Source organism: Paenibacillus sp. OAS669 (assembly GCF_014873645.1).
GTDB classification, from domain to species: Bacteria; Bacillota; Bacilli; order Paenibacillales; family NBRC-103111; genus Paenibacillus_S; species Paenibacillus_S vulneris.
In genome coordinates this window covers 1090351-1111531 of record NZ_JADBDR010000001.1, presented here as the reverse complement: position 1 = coordinate 1111531, position 21181 = coordinate 1090351, and the positions used below count along the sequence as shown (strand labels likewise).

Here is a 21181-nt window from a genome sequence, read left to right as displayed (position 1 = left end):
TAGTGATGAAACCGGCAGGTGTAGTTAGAAAAGTAGATCAGTTGGGCCGTATCGTACTTCCGAAGTCGCTGCGTAAACGCTATCAGATGAATGAAGGCGACCCTGTTGAAATATTAGTTAGCGGAGATCACATTATTTTGGAGAGATATCGTCCACGCTGTGTGTTCTGCAGCTCGATGGAGCAGGTCAGCGAGTTTAAGGAGCGTCACATTTGCGCCGAATGTTTGGGCGAAATGAGCGTTCTGAAGTAGAGGGCTGCAGGAGATAAAAAGCAGAAAGCATCACATCCTTGAATTAAGGAGCGTGATGCTTTTTTTCATTCGTTATCGATAGTCGTAACGGTAGGTTATCTCATCATGATCTCAAGAAAGGCCCTTAGGATTAAAGACCTTTCGTCTTGTCGTCATTATAAGCTGCAGTGCACATAGCTACGAGAAACATCAAGAAGACTAAGTTGACAATCCAAAATGTTGCTGACATCAGTCTGCACCCCCTGCCCCTTATTATAACCAATCACTGCCTAAAAAAATATTACCAAAATGTGAACATTTATTTAAAAAACAAGAAATGCGTCGGTAACGGACGTAGTTTTCCATCAGAAGGACGATTGATGATCTGCCCCTCATAAATAAGGCTCGAGGAGCCGCCGCCATCCAGATTATACGCATCCTTCACGCCTAGCTGGATCAGCTTGTCCTGCAGCTCGGCAAGCGTAGCTCCCGAATTGCCCCGCTCGTCGTACCCGTCCGTGACCAAAAACAGCAGCTGGTCATTCTTGAAGTTGCCGACCACGGTTCTTGGAGCCCGGGCAGGCGAGGTTTGCCATTGCGGCGGAATCGTTTGCTTCTTGCCGTTTTGCAGCAGCACAGGAACGAAGGTGGCGCCAAAGGCCGGCTTCAGCTTGTCCAAATCCTCCTGGCGTGAGAATTTGCCGCCGATCAGCTTGCGGTCCGTACTGAGCCCGATAAACGCAAGATCCTCAAAGGTCGGCTCAAACCCATACACATATTTGCTGTTATAGACGGTCGTGCTAAGAGGATATCGTTTCCCCGATTTATTATCATCGGCAAACCCGCCTGCATTGATACCGGCGACAGCACCATAGCGGCGGGCGGCGTCCAGGGTCGTCTCGCTTCCGCCCACGGCATCCTTGCCGAGCACCATCTTCATCGCTTTGTCGGATTTCATATTTACCTTCAAAGCATAGCCCTTATAGTTCTTGTCGCTGAAATTATAAAGCTTCAAATCAATATTGGTGCTGCTGGTTTGTCTCGCGACCTGGCCTCCAAGCTTGGTGGCCACCCGGGAGTCAAAAATAGCATTCGGCTTGGCGGATGCGGCCTCGGCCGTCGCTACCATAGCGGTCACTTCCGAAGCGCTCTTGTCATAGAGCTGAAAGAAGCGCTCGATGGTCGATTTGGTCTGGGTTGCATCCTCCTTGGCCTTGTCCAGCTGCTTGCCCGATGCTTCCAATTGGGATTGTATCGAAAAATCGGTCTTGGCAAACCTCTGGAATTCGGGAAGCTGGACGGAAACCTGGGAACAAAGTAAAAAAATCATCATACCGAGAAAAGGCGCCAGTGCCAGAAGGAGGGTTCGATTTATAAGTTGAATGGGATTATGCATTCTCATGAAGTCTCCTTATTGCAGTACATCCAGGTTTTTCTTCAACTCATCCAGCTTTTTCTTCACTTCATTAAGCTGCGTATACAGCTGGTTGCTGTTATCCGTCTTGTTATTGGCGCTATCCTTGGTGAAGGCGAGCAGCTCGTTCAAGGAATCGATCTTTCCCTGCATCTTCGTAAGGTCGCCGCTGACGCTTTCCTTCAGCTCCGCAATCTGCTTCTGGTAGTCTTCCTGGACCGCCTTCAGCTGCGCCTCAGTCTGTACCGCAATTTCCGCGGCGATCTGCTGCCGCAAATGATCGGTATACAGCTTGGCGCCAAGCGCTCCTAACGCAATCAATAGCGTCCATCCCATAAATAAAAAAACATAGGTTTTCTTCCTGCCTTTAGCCGGCTTGCTTTTTCGCACCACCAGCTGCTCGGAAGCAGGCTCCAGGGGCATATTCATGGTTGATTCACCTTCCTGTACTCGTTCGGTGAGAGGCCAACCGTCTTTTTAAACACCTTACTGAAATATTTCTCATCGTCGTAGCCTACCATCTCGGCGACCTGGGCAATCCGTAAATGGGGATTTAACAGGAGAAGCTTCGCCTTCTCAACACGAATGTCACTAAGATAATCGGATAAATTGACTTTAAACTCTTGTTTGAATTTACGGGAAATATATTCACGGCTTAAATAGAAATGATTGGCAATCTCTTGTAGCGTAATATCCTGATGATAATGGTTTTGAATATACTTTGCAATCTCGTAAATGACGTTCTGATCCCGGTGCTGATGATCGAGTAAATGCTTGGACAGCTCGGTCAAGCTTTCAGTCAGATGCTTCCTCCACACCGGGATGGACAGGGAGCCTGCTTCGTCCGAAGGAATCGTAAACGGAGCGGAGTTCAGCCAGGTTTGCAGCTCGGGCGGCTTCTCTCCGAACCATTCGGCGAGCCACCGGCTGCGCATGACATTGTATTCGTTCCACCACAGCTCCAGCTGCTCCAAGGTGATGACTTCGAGCTTGTTTACGGCGGCTATCCAATCATCGACCGCCTTGCCGATTTGTTCGGTGCTGCCGCTTTGGACGGCCAGACGAAGCTGCTCGGCAAAGTCGCTGAAGGAAAGCATAGGCTGCAAGGCAGGGAGCGGGTCCGGCAGCAGATAGACCCGTTTGTCCTTGGTAAGCAGATTGCGTCGGCGCAATGCGGTTCTCGCATCCTTATAGGCGGCAGGCAGGCCTGCCGGGAACGGATGGACACGGCTTACGCCGATGTCAAGGCTGCTTCGCAGCGCTGCCGCCATCCCCCGTTGAATGGCGGTGAGAAGGTTATTCCAGGAATCATCCGGGCCGAACAGGAGAATGATGATTTCACCTTCACTGTTCCAGTAGCGATAGGCGACGCCGCGGCGGCCCTCACGAAGGATCTCATTACCTATATTCGTAATGGAGAAGAATAATAGGTCGGAATTGGCGTCGAACTTCTTTTTCAACACTGCGTTCATCGTATCCAGCGTCATGATCGCTAACCGGCATTCCTTCACGCTGCGGCTCAAGCCGAATTCCCGGTCTAAAGCCGAGGCATAGGCTTCATACGTAGAGGGCTCCGCTATCAGGTTGGAAAGCAGCTTCTCCCAATAGACAGGACGGATTTGGTTCATTTCGATGTTGCTTAACCGCTGCCGGTGACGCTCCTCCTCCTCGCGGACCCAGCATTCCAATGCTTTGCTGACGGCGGCATGAAGCTGCTCCGCGTCAATCGGCTTCAATATGTAATCAACCCCGCCATGCTTGACGGTATGACGCACCAACTGAAAATCATCGTGACCGCTGATGACGATCGTTTTGCCGGAGGCATAATGAGCAGCGAGCCATTCCAGCAGCTCCAGACCGCTCTTGACCGGCATCATCATGTCCGTAAAAATAAGCTGCGGCTGATGCTCCTGAATCAGCTTAATCGCTTCTCCACCGTCCTGGGCCTCGAAGATCTCGTCGATGCCGAAATGCTTCCAGTCGACGAGCAGCTTGACGGCCTCGCGGACATGCTTTTCATCGTCTACTATGATGGCTTTCATGATGTGGTCCTCCTAAAAGTGCCAAGGCACATTAAACTGACTATCGTGTTACGGCAGCTAGCGGAATCGTAATGGTGACCTTTACCCCGGAAGGGTCGCAAGCCTCGATATTCATGGCAGCTCCGGGGAAATACAGCTGCAGCCGCGAGCTCACATTGAGGAGCCCGATGCTTTCCGACGGCTCGGCTGACGCCTTCAAATGCTTGCTTAACTGCTTTTGCAGCTTGGCTAGCTTCTCTGCCTCCATCCCACTTCCGTTATCCTCCACAATAAGCTGAAGCTGCTCCTTCTCCAGAAGCTTTCCTGCTATTCGCAGGCTGTTCGACTTCTCACGGGGGTCGAAGCCATGCTTGAAATAGTTTTCGACCAGCGGCTGAAGGATCATTTTGGGCACCTCAATGTCCAGCGTATCGCCTTCTACCTCGAAGGAAACGGACAGATCATTTTCAAATCGCTGCATTTGCAGCTGCAAATACGATTTGACATGGTCCAGCTCTTGCTTGAGCGGAACGATCGTTTCATCCGTATTCATGCTGTAGCGCATCATTTTGGCCAGGGACGACAGCAGGGAGTAGATCTTCGGCGCCTGATGCTGCAGTGCGAGCGTCCCGATGGACTGCAGGCTGTTATATAAGAAATGCGGGTTGATTTGTGCCTGCAGCGCCTTCAGCTGGTTTGTTTTATTAGCCAGGTCGAGCTTATATTCACTTAAGATCAGATTGTTGATCGTCTGCATCATGAGACGGAACCGCCGGGCAAGAATCCCGATCTCGTCGTTGCTGTTGACCTGAATATCGACCTGCATATTCCCGGTCTGGATTTTGTTGATATATCCGATCAAATTTTTGATCGGTGCCGTGAACCGGAACGAAATATACAGGGTTGCCGAAATGACGACGATCAGGAACAGGCTGAAAATCAGCGTATTGATTTTGGTCAGCTCGCGCGCATTTTTGTACAAGCTCTCGTATGGAATCCGCTTCACCAGCGTCCAGTTCATATAGGGAGTCGACATTCGCTCGTAAATATGGATACCGGAGAACGACTTGCTCTTCCATTCGAAGCTTCCTTTGCTATCGGGCATGGCCAGCAGATGCTCCGCCCAATCCTCATGCAGCACATGGCCCACCGCAGCGGGATCGGTCCCATAGATAACCGTGCCGTCTTGATCCAGTATGTAGAGCTCATCCTGTCCCGGTGTCGTCAGCTGCTCGCTGATGGTTCGTATCACATCCAGGCTGAAATCGATTGACAAGATTCCCAGCTCCTGCTGGGTCAGCGCGTTTCGGATCGACCGGTGGAGTGTAATAACCGATGACGGAGGGACATAGAAGATGCTTCCCATCTTGTAGTCATGGATGAGATGGGTCGGCTCCAGCCGCAAATCGACGCCCTTCATGTCAGGAAGATATTTGGCTACCTGGCCTTCGTTGCGCAGCGGGTTCCCGAGCAGAATCGAGAACGAACGGTCGCTCTTGGCTATATATAAATACGTCTGCCGAATCTCCTTGACGGAATTATACAGAGTTTGCAGCCCCCTGGATATTTCGCTGATGCTCAAGTAATCCGAGTCCCCGTTCTCGATAATTTTGTACAGCGTCGTATCGTTGTACACGGATAAGGAATTCTGCTCTAATACCTTGAGGTAGTTCATGATATTCGTTTTTCCTTGGTAGATGAGGTTCGAGCTGCTGGCAATGGCCTCGGCTGAAATCGTCTGCTTCGTGAAAAAATACGTAATGACCATCGAAGTGGAGATCGGGATGATCGTAGCGGCGAGCAAAAAAATAATCAGCCTGTTGCGAATGCTGTTACGAATCATAGACGTCCCCCTTCATGATCTTTTCCAAATGCAAGTTTATTGTAACAAGCGACATCAATAAATTCCACCTGATGGGTCACCATATTCGGTGTTTTTCAACCGCTTCCGTTTTTATACTAGGGTTATACTTATCAAAAGGGGGAAAGATGCTATGAAAGCTAAGCATCGCTTGTCGGATTGGATGCTTCAGACGGTTTTCGTCGGTCCGGCGCTCGTCTTTTTCTCCATTATCGTGATCGTTCCGTTTCTGATGAGCATTTACTATTCTTTTACCGAATGGAACGGAGTCACCTCGACGATCAAATGGATAGGACTCGATAACTTCAAAAAAATTATCGTAGACGATAAAGATTTTCACTCGTCCTTCTGGTTTACAGCCAAATTCACCATCACGAATGTACTGCTTGCCAATGGTGTCGGCTTTATCCTGGCGCTACTGCTGACACAGGCTTTGAAAACCCGTAATATTTTGCGTACGGTGTTTTTCATGCCTAACGTCATCGGCGGCCTGCTGCTCGGCTTTATCTGGCAGTTCATCTTCGTCAAAGGGTTTACCACGATCGGGGAAGCAACGAACATCGGCTTCTTCCAGCTGCCTTGGCTCGGAGATGCACCGACCGCCTTTTGGGGTCTCGTAATTGTAAGCGTATGGCAAACCGCAGGATATTTGATGGTCATCTATATCGCTGCGCTGGCGAATGTGCCCAAAGATATCGTGGAAGCGGCATATATTGATGGGGCAAGCCGCTGGCAAACGCTTCGTCAAATTACGATTCCGCTGATTATGCCTGCCGTGACGGTCTGCTTGTTCCTGACCATCTCTTGGGCGTTCAAAATGTACGATCTTAACGTATCGTTGACCAAAGGCGGACCGTTCAACTCGACGCAATCCGTGGCGCTAAACATTTACGACGAGGCGTTCCGCAATAACCGGTATGGTCTTGGTACGGCCAAAGCGTTTATATTCTTTATCGTTGTAGCCCTTATTACGATGGTTCAGGTTTGGATGACGAAGAAGAAGGAGGTTGAAGTGTAATGGAAGCGAAACACACTTACAATCTTCGCTTGCTCACATTGGAAATCGTCGGGATTATACTTGGACTCCTGTTTCTGGTCCCGTTTTATTTTGTTATCGTTAACTCCATGAAAAGCTTCGGCGAGCTGCTCATCAACTCGGCCAGTCTGCCGCAATCGCTGAACTTCAGCAATTACGTCAAAGTATGGGGCATCATGAAATTCCCGAAAGCGTTCTGGAATTCGCTCCTCATTACCGTATTCAGCAATCTGGGGCTGATCGTCATCAGCTCGATGGCCGCCTACCGCCTTGTCCGGGTGCCGTCCCGCTTCAATAATCTGGTGTTTCTTGCCTTCGTTGCGGCAATGGTCATTCCGTTCCAGTCGATCATGATTCCTCTGGTCCGCGTTGCCAGCGAAGTCGGTCTTATGGACAGCATTCCCGGGCTTGTCATTTGTTATTTCGGTTTTGGCGTATCGCTTAATGTGTTCTTGTACCATGGCTTCATGAAGTCGATCCCTCTGGAGATAGAGGAATCCGCTACGGTGGATGGCTGCTCTCCAATGGGCGTATTCTGGAAAATTGTATTCCCGCTGCTGAAGCCGATGACGGTAACCGTCGTTCTTCTGAACAGCTTATGGATCTGGAACGACTTCCTGCTTCCGATGCTGATCTTGAACAGCCCGGATCTGCGTACGATTCCGCTGACTACCTATTCCTTCTTCGGTCAATATACGAAGCAGTGGGATTTGGCTCTCGCGGCGCTGGTGCTCGGTGTCATTCCAATCGTACTCTTCTTCCTGGCTATGCAGCGCCATATTATCGAGGGCATTACAGCCGGTTCGGTAAAAGGGTAAGCTAATCATATCCCGGCATCACCGGTCAATACGTTACACCTTTTCGTTCAATATAGTCCGTGTTCGCGGAAAGTGATCTTTTTTACAATAAAAGCGTAAACAAAACAAACCCGATTCATAGAGACACATGCTTTATAAATGAACAAACATAAGGGGAGGCTTCTCTAATGAAAAAGAAGATCGCAATATTAGGCTTAACTACGGTAATGCTCGGTTCCCTGCTGGCCGGCTGTGCCAAGAGCGACCCGGCTCCGGGAGCGGGAGGAACTACAGGCGGAGATGCCGGAGGCAAGAAAGTCACGCTCAAGATGTTCCAATTCAAGGTCGAAATTGCTGAGCCTTTGGCTAAGCTGGCCGCTGAATACGAGAAAGCTAACCCAGGGGTAAAGATTCAAATCGATACCGTTGGCGGCGGCTCCGACTATGGCGCGGCACTGATGGCGAAGTTCAACTCGGGTGACAAGCCGGATATTTTCAATAATGGCGGCTTCACCGATCTGGACAAATGGATCGAGCATCTGGAGGACTTGTCCGATCAGCCTTGGGTGAAGGATATGGTTCCTGTAGCCAAGGAGCCAATGACCAAGAACGGCAAGCTGTATGGCCAGCCGCTGAACCTGGAGGGCTACGGCTTCTTGTATAACAAAGATTTGTTCGCTCAAGCGGGTATTACCGAGCTGCCTAAGACGCTGTCCCAGCTCGAGGATGCCGCCAAGAAGCTTCAAGACAAAGGCATTCAGCCATTCGTCAACGGTTATGGAGAATGGTGGGTGCTAGGCAACCACTTCGTCAATATTCCGTTCGCTCAACAGCCTGATCCTAACGCATTTATCGACGGCTTGAACAAAGGGACAGCGAAAATCCAAGGCAACGCTGGCTTCGAGAACTGGATGAAGCTGTTCGACCTGCAGCTGAAATACGGCAACAAAAACCCGCTGCAAACCGATTACAAGACCCAGGTTACCGAATTTGCAACAGGCAAAGCGGCAATGACGCAGCAAGGCAACTGGACGCAGCTGCAAATTACGCAAACGAACCCTAACATTAAAGTCGGCTTCCTGCCGATGCCGATCAGCGACGATGCCGCAGCTAATGATAAGCTTCCGGTCGGCGTGCCTAACAACTGGGTTATTAACAAAAACTCTCCTAACAAAGAAGAAGCCAAGAAGTTCCTGAACTGGATGGTTACTTCCGATATCGGCAAAAAGTATATTACAGAAGAATTCAAGTTCATCCCGGCCTTCACGAACATTCCGGCAGATGAGAAAATCTTGGGTCCTTTGGCCGCCGACATTATCAAATACAGCAAAGAAAACAAAACGCTCAGCTGGAACTGGTTCAAGTTCCCTGGCGGAGAAGCCAGCAGCCAGAAATTCGCCGCTGCCATGCAAGCCTATGTTGCGAAGCAAAAGACGAAGGATCAAATGCTGGACGAATTCCAAAAAACATGGGATAGCCTGAAAAAATAAATAATGCTGCAACATAGACCTCGGCGCAAGCCGGGGTCTTATTATTTTAGATACGATGAAGGTAGTCCGATCAACTGCTGGTCCCCAACATTAGAACATGCCATTCTCATTGGGAGATTCCTCCGGTATGGGCTGGCCCACATCCCAAAATTCGACGATGAGGCCGTCATGGAAGCGGAAGATATGGACCACAGCTCCTCCAAGGTCCTCTTGCTTTTGCTTTACATGGGAGTGAACCGCAACGATATCGTCCTCTTCGATGGCAAGCTTGACCTCAAGGATTTTGTAGGGGTTCTTGGCGGCGTTCTCTTCCATTGCGAGCATTAGAGAATCTGCATCTCCGCGGAAAAAGGGATTATGGTGGCGGAAACCCGGACCAATGTACCTCTGGTATGCTTCACGCACTTCCCCTGACGCCACCAATTGTAAAAACAACACCGCTTGTTCCTTGAGAGAAGTTTTCATTACAAATCATCCTTTCTTCTAAGGGTTGTCTGTCTGGTACCTATTATATCCAATTAGTAGTTTTGCCACCGTTCTATGCTTTGCCTCTGTTCCTAAGCAATTGCTTCAACATGTCCCGTGCATGTCCTGCGAGATCAATACGCACTCCCTTCATGCGTACACCATCTTCTATGAAATGGATGTTCCTTTTTTAAGCATTTGTTCGAGTTGGGCGTTCTGGCGGGTTTTTCGACTGGATACCAGGGAACTATTTTACAGCAAAGCGAGCAATAGGAAGCAATGGGGACGAAACAGCTATCAAGGGATGATTAGCCAGCAAAACCAATGCTAAATCCGCTTACAGGTGCTTACGAGGGGATTTGGCGCGAATCTGTCCGTTTAACAGAAGCGGGGTTCGCTGTTACAATGAGTATGAATTAGCGGCCAGATGGTGACGGAGGATGGACATGATAACAAGGCTTATTTCGGGTGGCAGACAGTGGTATGTGGCAAAAAAACGGTATTTACCTGAGGATAAGCGGTTATCCAGGGATGCAAAGGTATCCTTATTTATTCACTTTTGCTTTCAATTCGGCGCGTCCATGTCAGGAATATTTTTGACGCTGTATTTGTGGAGGCTGACCGAGAGCCTGTGGATTAACGGGATGTACTACATCGTGAACTACGGCATAGCGCCGCTGGCATTTGCCATGGGGGGCTTCATCATCAAGCGGAAGGACCGTATGGTATCCTACCGCATCGGCATCGGATTGATAGCGCTTTTTTATTTGATTGTCGTATTTGCACAGGAGAAGGTCGTAGATTATTATGTCTTGTTTGCGATTTTTGGAGGCGCGGCCGGCTCGTTCTACTGGGCAGGCTATTTGACCCTTATGTACGACGTATCGACAGAGCAAAACCGGATCCGGTATCTGGCTATCAATATGATCGTATTTACATTGGCCGGCTTGATTGGTCCTGCCCTGGCAGGATACATTATCCGGCAAAATGACGGGCTTCAGGGGTACACGATCGTGTTCTCCATCGCCTTCTTCATGTTCCTGATCGCTACGCTGGGAAGCTTGAAAATCAAGACGAAGGTTTCCCATCATAAAGCATATTATTTGAAATTCGTCGGTCTGCTGATGAACAAGAACAAGCGATGGTTCAAATCCCTCATCGGCTTCTGGGTGATGGGCTTGTTCCAGGGGATCATGCTGTTCTTGCCCAATATCCTGCTGTTTCAAATTGTCGGCAGGGAGGATCTGGTGGGCTATCTGGGTGTCGTCTATGCGACGCTGAGCATCGGCATGGGTCTGGTTCTTTCCCGTTACGGCCGGGAAGACCGAGCCCGCAAGTTTCTGGTCATCTCTACGGTGGGCTTTGTCCTGGGTACCTTGTTTATTTTATGGAAGCTGACGCTCACAACTGTCATTTTGTTTATGGTGCTGTACTCGATCTGTTCTCCGCTGCAGGGGAATACGATCACCTCGTTCTACTTCCGCCTGATCGGGGCGCTCCCTTTGAAGGGGCAGCTGAGAGTGGAGTCTGTCGTTATGCGGGAGACGTTCCTCAATTTCGGGCGAGTCGTCTCCATTCTTAGCCTGATCCTTATTACCCGTTACAGCGGGAATGAGCTGCTTCCTTGGGTGCTGTTTGTCGCTGCGTTGACGCAAATAGGGATGGTCTGGCTGCTGGAGCGGGTGTCGGAGGATGAACCGGTGAAAAAATCCTCGTAGAAAAAAAGAAGAGCTTACCCTAAGGGGAGCTGGTCATGTTGGGAATCCTGTAGAGCTTAGAATTTTTGCCAATATACTCCGATGGGGTATGCCCCTCCAGCCGCTGTTGAAACCCGTGAATTTGATTATATTTAGCGGTATATTCACGGATTTCAAAGGCGGACGTAAACTCCTCCGAGGCATACCTCACCTCCATATGCAGCAAAAGTTCACGTTAAAACAGGGCTTCGCAACAACATGAGCTTCCCTTAAGGGCGAAGCTCTTCTTTTTTTGGGGTAAAAGTAATAGTTAAGATATTTGCACCCATTCTTCGCCGTCGGCGCCATCGAAGCGGTACCAGACTTCCCCTGTGCCGGATATCCATTTTCCGCTGGATGTAACCTTTTGCGGAGCATAGTAGCCTGCCGGATGCTTTACTTCATCCTTGATGGGGAAACGGTATGTAACCGTTTGATCCGTAAGCTCGATCAAATCGGTGACGGTCTGTACGTCATGCGGCTTTTCCAGCGGCGCTCGAGCCGTCCTGAGCCACACACGGCCTGTATCGGTTTCGATGCAGGACCATTCACCCGAATTACCGGTGATGTCATAGGTACCCGGAGGCAGCCATCCGATTTCCGCTGCTTTATCATAGGGCTCGGTAAATAGTCTGGTTTCCGTAAGAAGGGTTGCTTTCAACGGAATATCTCGGTTCCACAGAAGCCAGCGGTCACCTTGAGGGAGAGAAATGTTCAACCATACCGACTGGTCCAAGGGGCGGTTTCCGGGTCCCCAGAGTCCATTGACATGAACGGTGCCGGCCGGCAGCGTCTCCTGCTGTTCCTTCAGCTGTGTCGGATAGGGAAAGACTGCGGCCGGTTCAGCAAGCACCGCATCGAACGAGACGGAAGCGGCCTTGACGTTTTCCGGAATGAACGGCTCTGCAATCCATTTGCTTCCGTAGCTCGTCTCTATCCGGTACCACGTATGCTGGCTTAATCCTACGCTTGTGACGTTATGCGCTTTGTAGTTGAAGGTAGTAAACCTTCCAAGGACCCTCACCTTCTGCGGAGGAAGCATCCGTTCTGTCGGTTCAAAGCTCTGCTGCAAGTCATAGAGTCTTGTGTCTTGTACCAAAGTAATATCCCTATCTAACGTTTCAAAGTTTCCGGTCGCTACTTTATCCGAAGCCGGAATCCATTTGTCCCCGAGCCAGGTTTCGACCAAAAACCATTCAATATCGCCCTCGTCCGTCTTGGGAAGGGTCTCCTTGACGTTGACCTGCTGAGGACCGGAAACGATACCGGCCGGCTCCCCTGACAAGCTGCTATTGTACATCGGGGAATCCTTCAGGATGACAAGTCTGGATACTGGCAGATTAGCATGGGCCTGCACGGCAAATGACAAGGATATCAGGAACATTCCTAACCCAATGATCCGTCTTTTTCGCTTTACGCTCATCTTAGCTCCCATCCTTTCATAACGATAATGACGCAAGGATGCCGGATAGAGTTGCTGATCTACTTTGAAAAAATTGTAAAAGACGCCATCCTTGATTTTCGCGTATGGCCCTTTTTGGGCTTGGACAACCTATTGGAAAAACGCGGGAAGGGATGATTGTGAAAGGTGAATAAGGAAGAAGCGTATGATTGCATCATCATCGGGGGAGGCATAGCCGGACTTCAAGGAGCGATTCAGCTCGGACGATATAAGCACAAAACCCTGGTAGTCGATAAAGGTGTGGGAAGATCGACGCTGTGCCAATGCTACCATAATGTGCTGGGATGGCCGGATGGCGTATCGGGACCTGAGCTTCGGAGGCTTGGAAGGCTGCACGCGGAGCGGCTTGGCGTTCAATTCATGAAGGATGAGGTCATCGGACTTCAAAAGGAGGAGGATAGCTTCAAGGCTCAATTCAAGGAAGGACGACAGGAGCTGAAGGCGTCGACGCTGTTGCTTGCAACGGGGCTTATGGACCGATTTCCGCAGCTGCCCGGCTTGGAGGGCTGCCTTGGCTTGACGGTCTACGTCTGTCCGGATTGCGACGGATATGAGGTCAGCGGCAAAAAGACGATTGTGCTCGGAGCGGGCAATACAGGAGCTTCCATGGCCATAACGCTGTCTTATTGGACGCAAGAGCTAATCTATATCAATCATGAGCCGGGGAGCTCTGAGATTTCCTCCGAATGGCAGGAGCAATTAAAGGATAAACGCATTTCGCTGATCGAGACACCAATAGCAGAGGTGCTGGTGACGCAGACAGGAGACTTCGGCGGTGTTCGGTTGACAGATGGACGGAGTGTAGAGGGAGAACGCGGTTTTATTGCTTTCGGGGGCAATGAGGTGATGTCCGGGCTGGCGGAGCAGCTGGGAGTGGAGCGGCTTGAGAATCGGCATATCGCCGCCGACCCCCGGTCCAAAATGACGAATGTGCCGGGGGTATGGGCAGCAGGAGATGTCGGCGTGCATTCGGAGCAGGTGACGATTGCCATGGGAGAAGGCTCTCAGGCGGCCATCTGGATACATAAAGAGCTGCTAAAGCGTAAGCAGACCTGAACGCCGGTGCTGCATTAATTCGGTGACAACCGGGCGATCCATTTCTCTATAGGTTCTTCTCCGTTGACGAAAATCCGCTTGAGCTTCAGCGGGTCCTGCTTGGAAGTGGTCATTCCTTGCTCGATAGTAAAGGCGTACCGGAATTCGTGGTCCTTTAAAATCTTAAGCGTGGTCTGATTCCATTCGCCGTACGGATAGCAGTACACATCGGCGATCGTTCCCAACTGCTCCTCAATTTGACGTCGGGCTTCCGTAATTTCATATTCCTGCTTGTCTTTCTTCAGCAGCGGCAGATGAGGGTGAGTCATGCCATGAGGCTGAATATCCCATCCGGCTTCATGCATCTCCTTGATTTGATCCCAATTGAGAAAATACCCGTCCTCGACCATGCCGGGAGACATGAACAAGGTGGCGTGAAAGCCGAGCTTCTTGAGCAGCGGAAGCGCATGCTCGTAATTATCGGCATAGCCGTCGTCGAAGGTGAGCAATACCGGTTTCTCAGGAGCGCTTTCCACGCCCTCCATAATGTCGGTAAACTGCCGGAGCGACAAAGGGGTAAAGCCGTTTTCGGATAAGTACATCATTTGGGCTTCGAATTTTTCCGGGGTTATGGTCGCTCTGTTGCCGGGGTCGACCGTGATGCTGTGGTAATTGAGCACGGGAATAGGCGGCGGGGGCTTGGGCGGCGAGGAGTCCCCCGCTTTGGCCGCGGCGGTCTTCTGCTGAAGGAAGGCAGCTTCATCGTCATAGGCAAAGACCGTCGGAGCAAGCGATCCCCACAGGACCAAGCTCATGGCGAGCAGCCACGATACCGCAAGAGTACTGCGGCGCATCGCTCTGCGGACAAGATGAAAACGCATACAATTCAGCTCTATTGAACTCATAGACAGGCTCCTTTGCTTAGAACTCTAGTACTCTATTTATATAAGGAGCTAGACAGGAATATGTCTGTTTTGTATGGAATCGTCTTGATGACCCGGTGGAAAAAGGGGCGGCGTCTTGGAGAAGCGCCGCAGTTAGTGAGCTTTAAGCCGAGGGAGCGGGGAAATTAGGAAGAGCTGGAAGCAGGCGCGGGATGTGGAAGCTGCTCCACTACCTGTGCGTAGGTTTGCAGCGCTTCTTCACCGAGTGGCGTAAGCGAGTAGATGCCTCTCTCCACGCGCAGAAACCACCGGTAGAAGTTTTTTTGCAGCAGGCTCGCCGCATTGGCGATACCGGTTTGCTCGCGGAGCTTGCGCGGACTCATAGGTCCGTTCTGCCGGATCAGGTACGCCATATGGAGCGCTTTTTCCCGATAGGAGGTGACGAGCTTGCGCTTGCTGCTGCCTCCTACATTGTAATCGGCGCGGCGCTCCTTGAATTCCTGGACGATCCGCTCAGCCGCTCTTTTGTTATGCCGCGGCAGCACGGCAGGTGCTGCAGGAGCAGTTCCGGCTTCCAAAGAGGCCGCATAATCCGTCGGCTCCGCAAAGCTCTCCTGAAGGGGGGAGTAGGAGAGCGAACCCTCTTTGGATGAAGCTGCCGCCGGAGGATGGCATTCTATAATGACCTGCGGTTTTTTCGTCTTATAAAATTGTACCGTTATCATCCCGATGCCGAGCATCTGGCACAGCTTGCGCAGCTCAGGCCACGTCGCGCCGTGCGGGGCGCGCTTTTTGTTCGGCATTTCGAAGGCTACGTACACCTGCCGGGTTAGCCGAAGCCTGTTGATGCCCTGAAGGAGCAGCGGTACCGAAAAGTTTTTTTTGAGCTCGACGATGACGGGCGGCTCTTCGCCGCGAATCGCGACAAGGTCGCAGTGATGGACTTCGCCCCGGACATGGTAGCCCTGCTGCTCGAAGAAGCTTTTGACGGGAGCGTACAGCTCCGTCTCGGTTTTGATCGCCACAGCGGCTCGTCTCCTTTGAAATCTTGGGTTCATGTTGCTATGTAAAATTATGTTCATTATAGCATAGTTTTGATAAGATAGATCCTAAAGACTTGCAACTATAGAAAGGGAAGAAACCATGATAGAACAAGTTGGTCAAATCGAACCGTGGCTTGGCAAACGGTTTATGTGCCAGTGCGGTCAAGAGCACGCGGCTCCGATCCGCAAAATTGTCATAGAGCGCGGCGCGCTGGCGGAGCTCGCGCCATATGCCCGGGAGCGAGGCTACACCGAGCTCCTGCTGGTCTGCGACCGGCACACGCTGGAAGCGGCCGGTCGTGAGCTGCTTCAGCTGTGCGAGGCGGCACAGCTGAAGGCGCATTTGTGCGTGCTCGCGGAAGACGAGCACGGGGAGCTCGCCGCCGACGAGCGCGTCATCGTGCAGCTGATGCTGCACGTGACGCCGTCGGCGCAGGCGATCGTGGCCGTCGGCTCGGGCACGATCCACGACACGGTTCGTTTCGTCGCTCACCGGACGAACCGTGCGTTTCTCTCCGTGCCGACGGCCCCGTCGGTGGACGGCTTCGCCTCGGTCGGAGCGCCGCTCATTATCGGCGGCTTCAAACAAACGATTCCGGCCATGGCGCCGGAAGCTATCTTCGCCGACTTGACGCTGCTCGTCAAGTCACCGCGAGCGATGATCGCCGCAGGCTTCGGCGACATGCTGGGCAAATACACCTCGCTCGCGGACTGGCAGCTCGGGCGGGTGCTGTTCGGCGAGCCGTACTGCGAGCTCGCCGCCGAGATGACCCGGCAGGGTCTCGCGCTGTGCGTCGACCATGCCGGGGAGATTGCCGCCGGGACGGAGCTCGGCGTCCGCAAGCTGATGGAGGGCCTGACGTTGTCAGGCATCTCCATGCTGCTTGTCGGCCACTCGCGGCCGGCCTCCGGCGGAGAGCATCATCTCTCCCATTATTGGGAGATGCGGTTCATTCAAGAGCGGCGCCGAGCCCTTCTGCACGGCGCCAAGGTCGGTGTCGCGGCCGTCAAGATGGCCGCGCTGTATGAGTCGGCCGCTGCGCTTACGCAGGAAGCGGCCGCCGAAGCTATCGCCGCAAGGCAAGCGCGCGGCGACGTGCCGACCCCTGAGCGAATGAGCGCTCAGATCAGGCAGGGCTACGGCAGCATCGCCGATCAGGTGCTGGCCGAGAATGGACTCGGGGACGGCGCGGACCCCTCGTGGGACCGTGAGCTGCCTGAGCGAATCATCGAACGCTGGGACGCTATCCGCGGCATTTGCCGGAGCGTGCCGTCAGCCGCAGCGTTGGCACAATGGCTGCAGCAAGCCGGCGGCCCGACGACGATAGAGGAGCTCGGAGTTGAAGAGAAGCTGCTGCAGGAAAGCTTGCACTACGCGATGTATGTACGCAATCGGTATACGATCATGCGGCTTGGACAATGGCTGTAAGACGGCATTGAACAGCGGCGGGACATTCCGGGGACGATCTTGAAGGAGAGCGTCCGCCCGGAGCGGTCCCGCCGCTGTTTTTTGTTTTTGTCTAAAATTTCGGGCAACTTATCCCCGCGCCCTGCATAATTATTTAATACACTTCGTTTCTTTGATGTAGTGACCGCAAATGCACCGTACGGAGGAGGTTAACTCATGGACATATTCAAGAAAATTTCAGATTACCGAACAGAAACCGAACGACTGGCTTGGACCGGAACCTTTGCCGATTATATCGCCCTGGTTCGCAAGAATCCCCATTTGGCGATGACGGCGCATTCCCGTGTTTACGAGATGATCGCAGCGCAAGGCATCGGAGAAGATAACGGCAAACGCAGGTATCATTTCTTTGAGAAAGAAATATTCGGCCTTGATGCGGCCATTGAAAAACTGGTCGAGGAATACTTCCATTCAGCCGCGAGACGCCTGGATGTGCGTAAGCGTATCCTCCTCCTGATGGGTCCGGTCAGCGGCGGCAAGTCGACGATCGTGACGCTGCTTAAGAAAGGACTCGAACAATTTTCGCGTACGGATAGGGGCGCGGTATACGCAATCAAAGGATGTCCGATGCACGAGGAGCCGATGCATCTGATACCGCAGGAGCTGCGGCACGAAGTGGAGGAAGAGTTTGGCATCAAGATCGAGGGCAACCTGTGCCCGTCGTGTCAAATGCGGTTGAAGACCGAGTACAACAGCCGCATAGAGGATGTGCTGGTGGAACGGGTCCTGATCTCCGAGGATAACCGGACAGGAATCGGTACCTTCAGTCCATCCGATCCGAAATCACAGGATATTGCAGATTTGACCGGCAGCATCGATTTTTCAACGATCACGGAGTACGGGTCAGAATCGGATCCGAGGGCATACCGGTTCGATGGGGAGCTGAATAAAGCAAACCGCGGGATTATGGAATTCCAGGAGATGCTGAAGTGTGACGAGAAATTCCTGTGGAATTTGCTGTCATTGACTCAGGAGGGGAATTTCAAGGCCGGACGCTTTGCGCTGATTTCCGCCGATGAGCTGATCATTGCCCATACGAACGAATCCGAGTACAAATCCTTCATTGCGAACAAGAAGAATGAAGCGCTCCAGTCGCGGATGATCGTCATGCCGATCCCTTATAACTTAAAGGTGTCGGAGGAAGAGAAGATTTATGCGAAGCTGATCCGGCAAAGCGACATGGCCCATATTCATATCGCGCCTCACGCTCTGCGGGCAGCGGCGATCTTCTCGATTCTTACCCGCTTGAAGGAATCGAAGAAGCAGGGAATGGACCTTGTCAAGAAAATGCGCATGTACGACGGGGAAGAGGTCGAGGGCTTTAAAGAAGCGGATTTGAAGGAAATGCAAAACGAGTACCTCGAAGAAGGCATGTCGGGGATCGATCCCCGGTATGTTATCAACAGGATTTCCAGCGCTTTGATCCGGCAGGGACTTGAATTCATCAACGCCTTGGATGTGCTGCGTGCCCTGAAGGACGGCTTGGATCAGCACCCTTCCATTACCAAGGAAGAACGGGAGCGTTACTTGAACTTCATCTCGGTTGCCCGTAAGGAATATGACGAGCTGGCGAAGAAGGAAGTGCAGAAGGCGTTCGTTTACTCGTTTGAGGAATCGGCCAAAACACTGTTCAACAACTACCTCGATAATATCGAGGCTTATTGTAACTGGGGCAAAATTAAAGATCCTTTGACCGGAGAGGAGATGGATCCGGACGAAAGGCTGATGCGTTCTATTGAGGAGCAGATCGGCATTTCGGAAAACGCCAAAAAAGCTTTCCGCGAAGAAATTTTGATTCGCATGTCGTCCTATTCGCGCAAAGGGCATCGCTTCAATTACAGCAGTCACGAACGGCTGCGTGAAGCGATCGAGAAGAAGCTGTTTGCGGATTTGAAGGATATCGTGAAAATTACGACTTCAACGAAAACTCCGGACGAAAACCAGCTGAAGCGGATCAACGAAGTGATTAAGCGTCTCGTGGAAGAGCATGGCTATACAACGGCATCAGCCAACGAGTTATTGAGATATGTGGGTAGTTTGCTGAACCGCTAAAAAGCCTTTCGCCGATTACCCTAAATAAATAGGAGTGTATCTAGAGGGGCCATCCGATTGATGGCTCTTACTGTTTGTTTGGGGCTGCTTTGGTTACGTGACTTTGCTTGCCTGCAACGAGATATGAATAGGTATCCGCCCATTTTTCTATAGGCATTCACCCTTCTAGGCGCATCGACATAAACTACACTATGACAAATGCCTATATCACTTGAGAAAGCGGGAGATACCGAATGACGAATACTCAACTCGAACATACGGAGGAAATTCGCCCGGATGGTCACGGAGGCGGTCACGGAGGCTCACATGGAGGATTTCACGGAGGCCATGGAGGGTTTCATGGAGGTTACCACGGAGGCGGCTACCATGGCGGGGGGTACCACGGACATGGGGGGTATTACGGAGGCGGCTTCTATAACCCATACATTTTTCCAATTGTGATAACCGATGGAGGGTATAATCCATATCCATACCCGTATCCGTATCCTGATCCATACTATCCTTATTCCTATCCGTATCCTTATTATTGATTACGTGACGGATGCTATAGAGCTATAGAGAAAGAAAGCTTTCGGAACCGCGTAAAACACGGAACCGAAGGCTTTTTTGAATTATTGGCGGAAAAATCACGAGGAAGTAATAACAGGCATCGTAATTTCAACGACGGTTCCCTCATTGACGACACTGTGAATTTCCATACGCCCGCCATGGTTCTCAATAATTTTATAGGTTACCATCAGACCGAGACCGGTTCCCTTTTCCTTGGTTGTGTAGAACGGCTCTCCGAGCCGTGGAATCCGTTCCTCGGGAATACCGCAGCCCTGATCGGTGAAGCGAATCAGCAGATGGTTGTCGTCGCGGGAGCGGATTTCCATCAGGATCTCTCCCCCGTCCGGCATCGATTCAATCGCATTATTCAAGATGTTAATGAACACCTGCTTGATCTGATTTTCGTCGCAATTGATGAGAGGCAGCGGCTCCTCGATGTTCATCATCAGCTTTACATTATGTATCATCGCTTGTGAGCTGATTAAAGCGACGGTGCTTTGCAGTATCTGACCGGCATCCCTCGGCTGTGAACGCAAGGATTGAGGCTTGGCAATGACCAGAAATTCGCTGACGATGAAATTGATCCGGTCCAGCTCGTCCATCATGATGTTAAAATACGATTCGAAGCCCGAGATTTTCGTTTGCATCAGCTGCACGAAGCCCTTGAGTGAAGTAAGCGGATTGCGGATTTCGTGAGCCACACCGGCGGCCAGCTGGCCAACAATCGATAGCTTTTCGGAACGGAGCAGCATTTCCTCGGCTCTTTTTCGTTCACTGATATCCTTGCCGATCATATATACGCCATTCATTTGGCCGTTAACCACGATGGGGACATTCAGCACACTCAGCTCGACGGTGCTTCCGTTTTTATGCAGGAACGTAATTTCATATTGATGATTTTGTCCGCGCAGCGTCCCCGCAAACTGCTCCTGCCAGCGTGTCATATGCTCCGGGATGATAAGATGGTGTATGGACTTGTTCAACAGCTCTTCTTCCGTATAGCCGGTCATTTGAAACAGAGCGGGGTTGGCGCTGGTACAATACCCGTAGCTGTCGAATGAGCATATAGGGTCGGGATTGTGCATAAACAGTGATTTGTACCGCTGCTCGCTTTGCTCAAGCTTTTTTTCCGCCTTTTTCTTTTCATAAATCGCCTGGATCATCGCATAGGAACGCGCGAATCGGCTGTCTTCTTCCTGGGCCAGTATAGATTCGAAGATATCGCTTTGAAATTCATCCGGATCACTGCTCTTGTCCAGCTTCTTAACTTCACCGATCATCGTTTGTACATTGGTAATATGATCCTTATGAATCCATGCGGCGGATGCCGTTTTGTACTGGCTTCCTTGACCGGTGCTCAAATAAACGATGCCCTTCTTGACATCGTACCCGTCCACGTGGTTCATATTGACCACGTTCATCTGGTCGATCAACCGGAACCCTTCCTCGTACATCCATTCTTCAAAGGCTTCGAGAGAAGCCGTCCAATAAAATTTATCGTTGATCGTATGGATGACGTATTCCTTTTCCCTCAGGCATTCTATTTTGACGACGTCATCGGAATTGACGATCATAATGTCGGAGCCTTTTTTTCCGTCTCGGGTGACGGGAATTTTCTGCATGTCTTTGGTTCACCTG

The 21181-nt window shown here is 51.3% G+C and carries 18 protein-coding genes; 9 read left to right on the top strand and 9 right to left on the bottom strand.

Annotated elements, in window-relative coordinates; translation table 11 throughout:
• Positions 1-5 precede the first annotated feature (5 nt).
• Positions 6-251 (top strand): AbrB/MazE/SpoVT family DNA-binding domain-containing protein, encoded by a 246-nt coding sequence (locus tag GGC63_RS04460; protein ID WP_028551173.1) that lies wholly within the window; start codon positions 6-8, stop codon positions 249-251.
• A gap of 298 nt (positions 252-549) precedes the next feature.
• Here the strand turns inward: GGC63_RS04460 and GGC63_RS04455 are convergent, their stop codons facing one another.
• From GGC63_RS04455 to GGC63_RS04440, 4 genes are read right to left on the bottom strand one after another with little or no spacing between them, the layout of a single operon-like run.
• Positions 550-1626, bottom strand: coding sequence for a phosphodiester glycosidase family protein (locus GGC63_RS04455; protein WP_192701431.1), 1077 nt, complete (start codon positions 1624-1626; stop codon positions 550-552).
• A 15-nt stretch (positions 1627-1641) separates the two neighbouring features.
• Positions 1642-2073, bottom strand: a complete 432-nt coding sequence (locus GGC63_RS04450) for a hypothetical protein (protein ID WP_079908200.1) — start codon at positions 2071-2073, stop codon at positions 1642-1644.
• Entirely contained in the window at positions 2070-3686 is a 1617-nt protein-coding gene (locus GGC63_RS04445) for a response regulator (RefSeq protein WP_192701234.1), read from the bottom strand. The genes GGC63_RS04450 and GGC63_RS04445 overlap by 4 nt, the downstream gene beginning before the upstream one ends.
• A gap of 40 nt (positions 3687-3726) precedes the next feature.
• Entirely contained in the window at positions 3727-5508 is a 1782-nt protein-coding gene (locus GGC63_RS04440) for a sensor histidine kinase (RefSeq protein ID WP_192701233.1), read from the bottom strand.
• A gap of 151 nt (positions 5509-5659) precedes the next feature.
• Between GGC63_RS04440 and GGC63_RS04435 the strand changes: the two genes are divergently transcribed.
• From GGC63_RS04435 to GGC63_RS04425, 3 genes are all read left to right on the top strand, one after another.
• Complete coding sequence (locus tag GGC63_RS04435) at positions 5660-6544, top strand: carbohydrate ABC transporter permease (protein WP_079908203.1); 885 nt, start codon at positions 5660-5662, stop codon at positions 6542-6544.
• Complete coding sequence (locus GGC63_RS04430) at positions 6544-7380, top strand: carbohydrate ABC transporter permease (protein ID WP_192701232.1); 837 nt, start codon at positions 6544-6546, stop codon at positions 7378-7380. The genes GGC63_RS04435 and GGC63_RS04430 overlap by 1 nt, the downstream gene beginning before the upstream one ends.
• Before the next feature lie 167 nt (positions 7381-7547).
• A complete protein-coding gene (locus tag GGC63_RS04425) occupies positions 7548-8849 on the top strand; it encodes an extracellular solute-binding protein (RefSeq protein WP_079908205.1) in 1302 nt (433 codons plus the stop codon).
• Between the two features lie 90 nt (positions 8850-8939).
• Here GGC63_RS04425 and GGC63_RS04420 read toward each other — a convergent pair whose 3' ends face one another.
• Positions 8940-9314 carry a nuclear transport factor 2 family protein gene (locus GGC63_RS04420; protein ID WP_192701231.1) on the bottom strand — a complete coding sequence of 125 codons (375 nt, stop codon included), beginning with the start codon at positions 9312-9314 and terminating at the stop codon, positions 8940-8942.
• A 446-nt stretch (positions 9315-9760) separates the two neighbouring features.
• Between GGC63_RS04420 and GGC63_RS04415 the strand changes: the two genes are divergently transcribed.
• The gene (locus GGC63_RS04415) at positions 9761-11032 is read left to right on the top strand and encodes an MFS transporter (protein ID WP_192701230.1); all 1272 of its coding nucleotides are present in this window, start codon (positions 9761-9763) and stop codon (positions 11030-11032) included.
• A gap of 289 nt (positions 11033-11321) precedes the next feature.
• Here the strand turns inward: GGC63_RS04415 and GGC63_RS04410 are convergent, their stop codons facing one another.
• Complete coding sequence (locus tag GGC63_RS04410; RefSeq protein ID WP_192701229.1) at positions 11322-12473, bottom strand: hypothetical protein; 1152 nt, start codon at positions 12471-12473, stop codon at positions 11322-11324.
• 165 nt (positions 12474-12638) lie between these two features.
• Here GGC63_RS04410 and GGC63_RS04405 point away from each other — a divergent pair, with 165 nt between their 5' ends.
• Positions 12639-13568 (top strand): NAD(P)/FAD-dependent oxidoreductase, encoded by a 930-nt coding sequence (locus GGC63_RS04405; protein ID WP_192701228.1) that lies wholly within the window; start codon positions 12639-12641, stop codon positions 13566-13568.
• A gap of 14 nt (positions 13569-13582) precedes the next feature.
• Here GGC63_RS04405 and GGC63_RS04400 read toward each other — a convergent pair whose 3' ends face one another.
• Both GGC63_RS04400 and GGC63_RS04395 read right to left on the bottom strand, forming a co-directional pair.
• Positions 13583-14452: a polysaccharide deacetylase family protein gene (locus tag GGC63_RS04400; RefSeq protein WP_225947895.1), complete on the bottom strand. Its 870-nt coding sequence runs from the start codon at positions 14450-14452 to the stop codon at positions 13583-13585.
• A 164-nt stretch (positions 14453-14616) separates the two neighbouring features.
• Positions 14617-15456, bottom strand: coding sequence for a DUF2161 family putative PD-(D/E)XK-type phosphodiesterase (locus GGC63_RS04395; protein ID WP_192701227.1), 840 nt, complete (start codon positions 15454-15456; stop codon positions 14617-14619).
• A 118-nt stretch (positions 15457-15574) separates the two neighbouring features.
• On the opposite strand from GGC63_RS04395, the gene GGC63_RS04390 reads away from it, so the two are divergent.
• From GGC63_RS04390 to GGC63_RS04380, 3 genes are all read left to right on the top strand, one after another.
• The gene (locus GGC63_RS04390; RefSeq protein ID WP_192701226.1) at positions 15575-16903 is read left to right on the top strand and encodes a sn-glycerol-1-phosphate dehydrogenase; all 1329 of its coding nucleotides are present in this window, start codon (positions 15575-15577) and stop codon (positions 16901-16903) included.
• A gap of 195 nt (positions 16904-17098) precedes the next feature.
• Positions 17099-18994 (top strand): PrkA family serine protein kinase, encoded by a 1896-nt coding sequence (locus tag GGC63_RS04385; protein ID WP_192701225.1) that lies wholly within the window; start codon positions 17099-17101, stop codon positions 18992-18994.
• A gap of 233 nt (positions 18995-19227) precedes the next feature.
• Positions 19228-19524 carry a cobalt transporter gene (locus tag GGC63_RS04380; protein ID WP_192701224.1) on the top strand — a complete coding sequence of 99 codons (297 nt, stop codon included), beginning with the start codon at positions 19228-19230 and terminating at the stop codon, positions 19522-19524.
• Between the two features lie 96 nt (positions 19525-19620).
• On the opposite strand, the gene GGC63_RS04375 is transcribed toward GGC63_RS04380, so the two are convergent.
• Positions 19621-21165, bottom strand: a complete 1545-nt coding sequence (locus tag GGC63_RS04375) for an ATP-binding protein (protein ID WP_192701223.1) — start codon at positions 21163-21165, stop codon at positions 19621-19623.
• Positions 21166-21181: the final 16 nt, after the last annotated feature.